The organism is Bartonella sp. ML70XJBT.G (genome assembly GCF_028618575.1).
Taxonomy (GTDB): Bacteria; Pseudomonadota; Alphaproteobacteria; order Rhizobiales; family Rhizobiaceae; genus Bartonella.
Genome location: NZ_JAQITA010000030.1, coordinates 1 through 12,000, shown reverse-complemented (window position 1 = coordinate 12,000; position 12,000 = coordinate 1). Strand labels below are relative to the sequence as shown.

Annotated in this window: 2 protein-coding genes and 1 pseudogene; all 3 read right to left on the bottom strand. The window is 37.8% G+C overall.

Features of this window, described 5'->3' with window-relative positions:
* A pseudogene (locus tag PVV64_RS09325) lies at positions 1-3,051 on the bottom strand (hypothetical protein); the annotation flags it as partial.
* Between the two features lie 1,149 nt (positions 3,052-4,200).
* A complete protein-coding gene (locus PVV64_RS09320) occupies positions 4,201-7,803 on the bottom strand; it encodes a YadA-like family protein (RefSeq protein ID WP_273760745.1) in 3,603 nt (1,200 codons plus the stop codon).
* Positions 7,804-9,022: 1,219 nt separating this feature from the next.
* The coding region (locus tag PVV64_RS09315; protein ID WP_273760744.1) for a Vomp family autotransporter at positions 9,023-12,000 on the bottom strand (2,978 nt) is incomplete at its 5' end.

Sequence of the window (12,000 nt, the reverse complement as noted above, 5' to 3'; positions counted from 1 at the left end):
AATAGAATTTCCAACACCTGCAAAGGCATCCGCAACACTATTATAAGTAGTTTCTTCAACTCCACTATTATCCTTTTTAACGGTCTTAACTTTGAAGATTGGAGCTACCCATGTGCCATTCTCATAACCAGCATTACCGCCTAAAGTCTTCGCAACACTGCTCCCTAGAGCATGAAGCTGGTTACCCGTGACAGCATCACTTGAGGCTGCAGTAATATCTCCATTGGCAAGAGACGTAATCTTGCTATTCGTTTTTTCTGTTCCATGCTGAGCTACAAAAGCATTATCTTCATTGCTCCATAGCAAAGCATCGCCTTTAACTTCTTTATTAATATTGTCTAATTTTTCATTAAAATTATTAACAACATTATTCAGATGTTTATTCACATTTGTGAAGTTCGTATCAACTCCGGCAAAAGCAGAACCTACATCATTATATGTCTTTTTTCCACTTTCCTTACCATCTTCACTGAACATTTTCAGCATAAAGCTTGGAGCTGTCCACTTGCCATTTTCATATCCAGCTCCACTACCTAAATATTCTGCAACCTGCTGATTGACAGAATAAAGCTGATTGCCCGTGACAGCATCTGTAGAACCGGAAACAATATTCCCATCCAAAATATGCGTGATCTTACTTTTTGTGTTTATATCACCCTTCTTATGATCCGCTACAAACGCGTCATCATCCTTGCTCCATAATAAAGCATCATTTGTAACTTGTTGCGTAACATTACCCACTGCTTCCGCTAATTTATCTTCTACTTTCTTGATATTTGTATCAAGCTGACCTTTGTTAACTGCTTCATTATTCTTGGTCGCTTCCTTTACCCCAGAAAGTATACGATCCCCACTATCCTTGTTGGCAATATTGATTTCGCTGCCTTCTTTTTCTGCACCTATCTTGATAAGACCTGTATCATCCTGCTTGACAAGACTTTCACTAATAATATTGGTAATTTGGCTATTCACCTCATTATGAACATCTGTAATAGAATTTCCAACACCTGCAAAGGCATCCGCAACACTATTATAAGTAGTTTCTTCAACTCCACTATTATCCTTTTTAACGGTCTTAACTTTGAAGATTGGAGCTACCCATGTGCCATTCTCATAAAGAGAATTACCACCTAAAGTCTTCGCAACACTGCTCCCTAACGTATAAAGCTGGTTACCCGCTACAGCATCATTTGAAGTTGCAGTAATCTCTCCATTAGCAAGGAATTTAATTTTGCTGGTTGTTTCTGCTCCTTCTTTTCCATGCTGCGCCACAAAAGCATTGTCTTCATTGCTCCATAGCAAGGCATCGCCTTTAACTTCTTTATTAATATTGTCTAATTTTTTATTAAAATCATGAACAACGTTATTCAGATGTGTGTTCACATTTGTGAAGTTCGTATCAATGCCTGCAAAAGCAGAGCCTACATTATCATAGTCAACGGCTTGTCCTTCCGTACCATCTTCTTTGTAGCTTTTAAGCGTATAAGTCGGTAACGTCCATTTACCATTATCATAGCTCGCACTACCACCTAAAGTCTTCGCAACACTGCTTCCTAGAGCATGAAGCTGATTACCTGCTACAGCATCACTTGAGCCAGCAGTAACCTCACCATTGGCAAGAGACGTAATCTTGCTACTTGTTTTGTTATTATCTTTTCCGTGCGTTGCCACAAACGCATTAGCAGCTTTACTCCAGTTCAAAGAATCACTCTTTTCATCAGCAATTTCTTTGGTCATCTCATTCTTAATGCTCGCGATAGAATTACCAACACCAGCAAAGGCAGCCGCGACATTATCATAAGTCCAATCAGTAACTTCACCATCCTCTTTAAAGATCTTAAACTTAAAAGTTGGACCCGTTGAGTTTCCATCTCCAAAATCAGCACCACCACCAAAATACCTAGCCATATTGGTACCAATCACATGTAACTGACTGCCATTCACAGCATCGGTTGAGTTTTGTGCTAAAGATCCACTTGCAACAAACTTAATTTTGCTACTTCTTCTGTCTTTTCCTTCGCCGTGCATAGCACTAAAGGCTCGATCAGTTTCGCTCCACAACAAGGCATCGCCTTGCACTTTGTTAACCACATTATTAACCTGTTCAGTCAACTTATTCTGAACATTCAAAACAGAAGTACCAACTCCAGTCAAAGCACTAGAGACATCATTATAAACCTGATCTTTAGATCCACCATCAGTATCGAAGGTTTTGACCGTGAATTGAGGAGCTGTCCATTTACCATTCTCATAGCTCGCACTACCACCGAAAGACGTAGCAACCGCAGTACCCAGTGAATAAAGTTGGGAACCATTTACTGCCTGAGTGGACTTTGCTGAGAGCTTACCAGCAGCAAGATTAAAAATAATCCGAGCTTTCTTTTCACTATTCATAACATTTATTTTTGTTAATGGTGAGTTAATAGCAATAGTTACCGCCTTTTTTTCATCCTCATCTCCATCCTCATCTCCATCCTCATCTCCATCCCCATCTTCATCCCCGCGAACTAATCCACGAGATAAACTTCTTATAAAAGGAAAGCTGTCTATATTCTCATGCCGATCATTCCGCTGATAGAGATTATTTTGTTTTTCTCCTATAATAGGGAGAGCCTTTATCTCAATAATCTGACGATTCAAATTTGCGAAAGAACTATTAACGCTAGAAAATGCATCTACTCCATTCTTAAAACCTTCTCTCCCCGCGAATGCAATATCAAAAGCATCTTTAGTCTGAAACTTAAACTTAGATCTTAAGTTTCTGGAGGCGTCTTCTTCACCCCCCATAGATGCAAAGCCACTATCTGTATACAATTTACTGCCAACTATATAGGTTGGTGGAATAGCTTTAAGTATATTTGTACCACCACTCAAATCGTGTGATATGTTATTGAAAGTCTGAGAGTTAGCAGAAACAGGAAGAATATTTGATAAAAAGATAAATACTGAAGCTACTGAAAGCGCTTTCATAAAAAGTGATTGATAACGTGAGAAAGAATTTTTAAAATTATTCACCACTTGCACTTTTGGTGTGGTATATAATTTTTTCATAATAGATTCTCCAAGTAAGAAAACATATTGAGAACATTAAAAAGACACATTTCAGCGCTAGAGGTGATTTATAAGGGTGTATTTTTTGCTTGCTCTCTGTAAGTTTGGTTTTTTCCCAGAAGCGGATAGAAGTGATTAAAACTTCGCTAAGGTTGTGATTGATGTTGATTGATAATTTTGTTAACGAGGCTTTCCGCTTTTAAGCAAAGTGTTTTTTTTGAAAAGATTTCCTGAATTTGAGCGTGAAAAGAATGGAAAGGATGTGTTTTTACGCTCTGTTTCGATGTATGATTTACGGTTTTTAAGGTGAAAGAGCTCATTTTATGTACTTAAAAGGCAATAAGTTTTTATTGCGAAAAGATTAGATTGTTGAGAGTGTTTTTTGGTGGAATTATTACACTTCCCTTATGAGAGTGTGCAGTTTATTTTTGTCCTCTGGAACTCTCTCGTGAGGAAATTTAAAATAAGATGAAAATGAGTTTGTGATTTTTTCATGATTTCTCGCACCTCCCCTTGCGATAGATTTTTCTGTTTCTGTTTTTACCAGAATGAGTCTTAATTCAAGACCATTGTATCCTTTTATAGACTATTAAGACAAATAGCAAGAAGAAAATGAATTTAAATTATTTTACAGAATGAGTCTTTCCGATTTAAGCAATCGTGAAAGGTCTTTATCATTCAAATCATAGCTTCATTGCATAGGTTATAGACTTAATATAGAGCTTCTATTTTATAGTTTTTTTTAGGTCCCCTGTTTTGATCAAAATGAGTCTTACTTATCATTGTGATTGCTGTATAATTTATGATTGCTTCTGTTGTGTATAGAGCAAATACAATAGTAAATGGGATTTTTGATTTTTTATAACGTATCCCCCCAATGGATATTTTCTCTCAATGAAAATGTAGAACGTACACTTTTAAAATAGTGTGCGATTATGCATTCTATTCATTTATTGAGAGCATTACTCTGCATTTGTAAAATTTTTGTTAAAGTGCTTTATTTCTCACTAAGAGTATTATGAATACTTTCTCAGTATAATTATGGCTTTCTCTATAAAATATTACTTCCCTATAATATAAATTTTCACCCTTGCCTCCTCAGACAAGGGTGAAATTTTAGTTAAACTGTAGTTTTCGTATTATCTGGTGTTATTTTAATTTCAGAGTTATTCCACCCCCTACACCCCACTGACCTTCAGCACTGGTTACTGACAAGTTAGAACGAATCTTACCATCTTCAGACGTATACCCTGCACCAATAGCAAAGGCAGATTGGCCACGCCACAAACCACCACCAAATGAAAGACTTAAAGATCCTGGATCGTCGAAGTAACGCAAGTTAGACACTGCTAAACCAATCGCTGCTGCTTGCCTTGCCTCTTTACGCACACTCTTCATTTCATAATTTAATGCCTCAAACTTCATATTCGTGTAGGACTTCGCTTCGTTAACGCTCTTATTGATAAGATTACCAACTCGCTCGTCCGTATACTTTTTCGCATCTTTAAGAACAATCTTCATCTGCTCATTTGTATGATCATATACCTGACCACCATTCACCGCTTCTTTCGAACCTTTGTCAATTTTGCCATCCGCTACATTCTCTATCAAGACAGGAGCACTTTCATCTCCGCCTACTAACTTAATGCTATTGGTTTTCTTTCCGTCTTTGACATCATAGCTAACCGCAACATCCACCTTGTTTTCAACTTCTGTTACTCTGTTTTCAACTGCCTTAACTTCCTTTTCAACTTCTGTTACTTTGGCATTCGTCTGCGAAAGCTGTCCACCATTAACCGCATCTTTAGAACCTTCTGCAACTGTACCATCAGCTACATTGGTAATCTTACTTGGCGTTCCATTATGGCTAGCGTCATAGGCTCCTTCTTTTTCATTCCACGGAAAACCATTAGAGAGTCCAGGAGAGTTTACATTCTTCTCAACCTTACTAATGCGACTGTCGATCATGGACAGAGTCTCATTCATACCAGCAAAAGCAGATGCGACACTCTCATGTGGCGTCTCTGAAAGACTACCGTCTTTGAATTGGTTTACCATGAATTTAGGAGCTTGCCATTCTCCCTTTTCATTATATCCAGCACCACCGCCAAAATAAGTAGCAACTAGGTTGCTCATCGCATAAAGCTGTGCACCATTGATTGCATCGGTTGAGTTCGCAGAAATAGTACCAGCAGAAAGACCAAACAAACGCCGGCTTTCATTTTTACTATTCACAAAACTCACTTGTTTTGAGGGTGATTCAGGAGCAATAGGTGTCGTATCCGCATCCCCATCTGCCCTCTCGTTTAGAGCTATAGGTAACATTCTGGTAAGAGGTAACATTTTCTTAAAAGGAAAATCATTTGTAACAGCTTCATAGCCTTCACCAATACCGTTCTTAACCCGCTCATTCAAACCTACGAAAGTATTATTAATGCCAGCAAATGCAGCCGCGACACTCGTATACTCGTGCTCAGTCTCATTACCATACTGATCAAAGTTTTTAATTACAAAAGTAGGACCACTCCAGTTTCCCTCTTTATCAAATCCAGCTCCACCGCCAAAATAATGTGCAAATTCCTGAGTCATAAAATAAAGTTGAGCACCATTTACTGCTTCGGTCGATGTTTTTGTAAATGCTCCTCCCTTAACACCAGAGATAACTCGTGGGGCACCCATGTTGTTTGCAATATCTATTCTATTGCCACTTTTGCTTCCACCAATGGTAATCAGCCCAGTGCTATTTTGCTTAACAAGACTATCGTCTTTCACATTTTTGATCTTTTGATTAAGATTTGTAAAAGAACTACTTACACCAGAAAGTGCATCCGCAACATTTTCATAGTGCATCTCAGTCTCACTACCATTCCTACCCAAAACTGTAACTGTAAAAACAGGAGATACCCATTTTCCATCTGCATCGTATCCAGCATCATGACTAAAATAGCCTGCAACGACATTGCTCAGCGAATAAAGTTGAGATCCATTTACCGCATCTGTCGATGTTGCTGTAATCGAGCCAGCATTAACACCAGAGAGAACTCGTGGAGCATCCATGTCGTTGGCAATACTTACTCTCGTTCCACTTACTTTGCCACCAATGGTAATAAGCCCCGTATCATCTTGCTTAACCAGACTATCACCCGCCACATTGGCAACCACATTTTCAATCTTTTTATCAAGATTCGCAAAAGAAGTATTCACGCCAGTAAATGCATCTGAAACATTCTGATACTGCTTATCAGCTCCACTGCCATCTTTATCAAAAACTTTAACCGTAAATGTAGGAGCACTCCATTTGCCATCTTTATAGTCAGCACCACCACCAAAATAGCCTGCAACGACATTGTTCAGCGAATAAAGTTGAGATCCATTGATCGCATCTGTCGATGTTGCTGTAATCGAGCCAGCATTCACACCGGAAAGAGTCCGTGCCGCATTATTACTGTTTGCAAGACTTATTTTCGTTCCACTTACTTGTCCACCAATGGTAATCAGCCCTGTATTATCTTGCTTAACAAGACTATTACCCGTCACATTAGTTGCTACATTTTCAATCTTTTCATCAAGATTCATAAAAGAAGTATTCACGCCAGTAAATGCATCTGCAACATTCTGATACTGCTTGTCAGCTCCACTACCATCCTTATCAAAGACTTTAACCGTAAACGTAGGAGTACTCCATTTGCCATCTTTATAGTCAGCACCACCACCAAAAGACTTCGCTACTGCAGTGCCCAGTGAATAAAGTTGGGATCCATTGATCGCATCCGTCGATGTTGCTGTAATCGAGCCAGCATTAACACCAGTAATAAGCCGCGCTTTATGAAACTTATTTGCAATATCTATTGCAGAGCCATCTCTCTGTGCACCAATTGTAATAGTCCCTGCAGCATTTTGCTTAACAAGCATATTAGACAAAATATTTTCAAATTGCTTATCAATTTGCTTCTTCCATGCCCCCCACCCTAGAAACACAGTGTCAAAAGCATTTTTAATCTTTTTATTAAGATTCGTAAAAGAATCGTTTACGCCAACAAATGCCGCTGCGACACTATTATAATTCTTGTCAACTTCATTACCATTTTGATCAAAAGCCTTAACCATAAAAGTAGGAGCACTCCATTTGCCATCTTTATAGTCTGCACCACCACCAAAAGACTTCGCTACTGCAGAGCCCAGTGAATAAAGCTGGGATCCATTGATCGCATCCGTCGATGTGGCTGTAATCGAGCCAGCATTCACACCAGTAATAAGCCGCGCTTTATGAAACTTATTTGCAATATCTATTGCAGAGCCATCTCTCTGTGCCCCAATTGTAATAGTCCCTGCAGCATTTTGCTTAACAAGCATATTAGACAAAATATTTTCAAATTGCTGATCAACTTGATTCCTCCATTTCCCCCAACCTATAAACGCAGCATCAAAAGCATTTTTAACTTCAAGCTTAATATCATCTGCTAAGCCTTTGAATTTTCTATCTACTCCTGCAAACGCAGAACCAACATCTCTATACAATCTACCGTCAATTACATAGATTGGTGCAATGCTTTTACGTATATCTGCACCACCACCAAAATAAGTTGCGACATTACCCCAAAGATCACAAGCAGAAACAGGAGAAGCATTCGATAAAAAGACAGCCATTGAAACCAATGAAAGCGTTTTAATAAAAGAGAATCCATAAGGCGAACAAGAGTTTTTTAAATGACTCACTGCTGGTATTTTTTGTGTGGTATATATTTTTTTCATAATAACTCCTCCAAGTAATAAAAATATTAACAAGACATATTCTGGTGCTAGAAACCCCAAAAAAGATTTTTTTGATAAAAGATTAGGGTTGTCATAACGGGAAAAAGGATTATCTATAGTCTCAATGAGATTGTGATTGATTCATAATCCAGAGTGTAGAGATTGCTTTACCGACTTTAGGTTTTTTTTTGCAAAAAATCCCTCGGTTTTTTGTGTGATAAAAAATGGGGTACGGAGAGACATATTCGTGCGCTATTATTTGGATTATATCTGATAAGCAATAAAGGATGTTTATTGCAGAGAATAATTGGATTGTTTGCTGAGGATTTAGGATTTTTTTTGTGAGATTATTGCGCTTTTCTTGTAAAAATAAACGTAATATCTAACACTTTAGAGTTGTATCTCATAAAGCTTTTTTGGATAAATTTGCAATGGCTATTTGATTTTACCATAATCGCGGCCCCCCCGTTTGGCAAAGATATTTCTTAACGATTCCTTTACCTTTTATATACTATTAAGAACAATAGCAAGAAAAAAGTGAATTTAATTATTTTTTCATGGAATAATTCTAGAATTTACAGCCTTATTATTTGCTCTGTAGACGTTTATGGAAGTGTTTATACGCCATTTTATTGTAGATAATTTTATTTTAATCGATGAATTTGTAGCAACCATTACCGCTGTTGCATACGGAAATAATTAAAATAGTCAAAAATAGAATTTTTTAGCAATTTTAAAAATATATCGCTATGGATTCTGCGCGCACCTTTTTGTCAAAAAAAATACATATTGCTCTTTATATTATAGTTTACAGCTATTTTACATACTTACGTTAATCTAGATTATAGCTTACATTGCGCACCGCTCAAATAACGCTTACAGTTTACTGTTCTTCTTTTTTGATATTCCCAATATCATCATTCACTACTTAAATTTTTATACTCGTATACGATTTGCTTACTAGTATACTTTTTTGCATCTTCAAAAACAATATTCATCTGCTGTTCGATGATAATCATACAACAACGAACCAGCCCACACTACTTCTGTCAAGTTTGCATACAATACGCCACTCTTCACACCCTCTCTCTTTTTTATTTTCAGTATCGATACCAACAATTGTTATTTGTGAGAATCATCCCTTTAATCGTGCAATAGTTTCTGCCCCTGTCTTGTGAGTAGACTGGGGCTTTTTTGAAAATAATCGTCGTGAATTTTATTAATTTAGCTTTACTCTTAAGCCTGCTCCTATGCCCCAATGGCCTCCTGAACTCGCCGCTGATATATTTGACCGGATCTTCCCATTTTCAGACATATAACCCGCTCCAATCGCGAAGGCAGATTGACTGCGCCATACACCCGTCCCAATCGATAAACTTAATGAACCTGGCGTATCTTCATAACTCAAATTCGATACTGCCAAACCTATCGCCGCTGCTTGTCTTGACTCTTTGCGAACTTCCTTTAATTCATACTTTAAGCCTTCAAACTTCATATCCGTATAAGATTTTGCTTCATTAATAACATCTCCCATCTGGCTATTTATAATGTCATTGAAACGCTCATCCGTATATTTTTTCGCATCATCAAGGACTGTCTTCATCTGTTGGTTCATCTCCCAAAGTTGACTCCCATTAACAGCTTCTTTCGAATCTTTGGATAATTCACCAGCCGCTACATTGTCTATCAACACCGGATCACTTTCATTGCCACCAACTAACGTAACTTTATTCGTCTTCTTGCCATCAGCTCCTTTATCATACTTAACCGCATCATTCGTTACCGTGTTTTCAATATCTTTTACATGTTGATCAATATTCTCTACACGCTCTTCAACCGCTTCAACTTTCTTATTTGTCTCCCAAAGTTGACTTCCGTTAACGGCTTCTTTCGAATCTTCTGATACCTCACCATCTGCTACATGCGTAATCTTACTATCCTTATTATTATGACGAGCGTCATAAGCTTTTTCTGTCTCGTTCCAATTTAAACTACTCGATGAGATATCCTTAGAAACATTATTAAGACGCTCGTTGATACTTTTCATGCTATCATTCATACCTTCAAACGCACCTGCAACATCATGATAGCCAGTTTTGTCATTACTACTTCCATCATTCTTGAATTGCGAAACATAAAATGTCGGCTCTTTCCATGCCCCATTCTGATAGCCTGCGCCACCACCAAAATACATAGAAAGTGAATTGATCGCTGAATAAAGCTGAGATCCATTGATTGCATCCATTGAGTTTTGAGTGATATCACCATTCGCAAGAAAGCTGATCTTACTACTCGTCTTTTCTTCTCCATGCTGGGCTACAAATGCTTTATCACTCTCGCTCCACAATAAAGCATCATCTTTTGTGTTATTAATTTCATTGGTGAGTTTATTCTGAATATTCGTGAAAGATTTACCAACCCCGCTTAAAGCCTCAGCTACATTCTGATAAGTTTCATCCTTTTCTTCTCCATCTTCCTGAACTGTCTTAAACGTAAAGGTTGGTGCGGTCCAGTTTCCTTCATTATATTCAGCTCCACCTCCTAAATATGCGGCAAGACTATTCCCCATCGAATAAAGCTGAGAACCATTAATCGCATCTGTTGAGTCAGCAGTAATGACTCCATTTGCAAGAAAAGTGATCTTACTATTCGTCTTTTCTTCACCGTGCTGGGCTACAAATGCTTCTTTCTCACTGTTCCACAATAAAGAATCACCTTTAACTTGTTGCGTAATATTCGTTATATTTTGATTAAGCTCATTAAACTTATTCGTTATTTCGTTATTTACATCTTTGATACTTGTATCAAACTGCCCTTTGTTAATAGCTTCATTCTCTTGTGTTGCTGCCTTGACACCAGAAATGGTCCGATCCTCACCATTTTTGTTAGCGATATTGATAACACTACCTTCTATTTTCGCACCAATGGTAATATGATTTGTCGCTTTATCTTGCTGCACAAGACTATCACTTTCTAATTTGTTAACCACATTATTAACCTGTTCAGTCACTTTATTCTGAACATTCGTGATAGAACTACCAACTCCCTCCAAAGCTTTTGCTACATCCGGATAAGTCTTCTCTTCTTCTTTTCCTTCACCGTTAACAGTTGTAAGTTTAAAAGTTGGAGCGATCCATGTTCCATTCTCATATTTAGCACCACCGCCCAAATAGGTCGCAAGGGTATTGCTCATCGAATAAAGCTGCCCCCCCGTAATGGCATCTGTAGAATCTTTCGAAATATTACCATCTAAAAGATGTGTAATCTTGCTCTTTGCTTTTTTCTCACCTTTTCCATGTTGAGCACTAAAGGCTTCATCAGCCGCGCTCCAAAATAAAGAATCTTGTGTAACACTTTGTGTGATATCTTTAATAAGTTGATTGACATTTCTAATATTGGTATTAAGCCCTTTTAAAGCATCACCAACATTATTATAGTAAGTTTTTGCTACCAGACCATTTTCAACAATAACAGATAATCTATATTTGGGTCCTTTAAAGGCGCCATTAACAAATTCTGTCCCACCACCTAAGAATTTTGCAATATCTTCGCCAATTGTATTAATCTGTCCCCCATTGATTGCATCATGCGAATCCTTACCAATTGTACCATTAGCAACATTGTGCAGAAAAACAGGGGAAGCATCTTGACCTTTCCCCAAAGTGATATTTCTATAATCTGCCTCGATCCCATTATCGTTGGATTTTTTATCGTAGTGAACCGCAAAAGAATTCTCAAACTGAAGATCTTCAGTCAGTTTCTTTACACCCTTATCAAATTGCCCTTTGTTAATAGCTTCATTAGCCTTCGTTGCTTCCTTCACGCCAGAAAGGGTTCGTAATTCACTTTTGCTATTAGTGATATCGATTTCTGTGCCTTCTACTTCTCTACCAATAGTGATATTATTTGTCTTTGAATCTTTCTTAACAAGGCTATCACCTTGTACATTGGTAATCGCATTATTAATCTGGTCGGTAATCTCCTTAGTAATTTTATTCTGAACGTTGGTAAAAGAAGTACCAACCCCTGCCAAAGCATCCGCTACATTATCATAAGTCTCACTTTTTTCCTGACCATTATCCTTGACTATATTAACCTTGAAGCTTGGAGCTGTCCATTTGCCATCCTCATATTTGGCACCACCGCCCAAATACGTAGAAAGCGCATCCCCTACAAAATAAAGCTGTTTACCCGTAA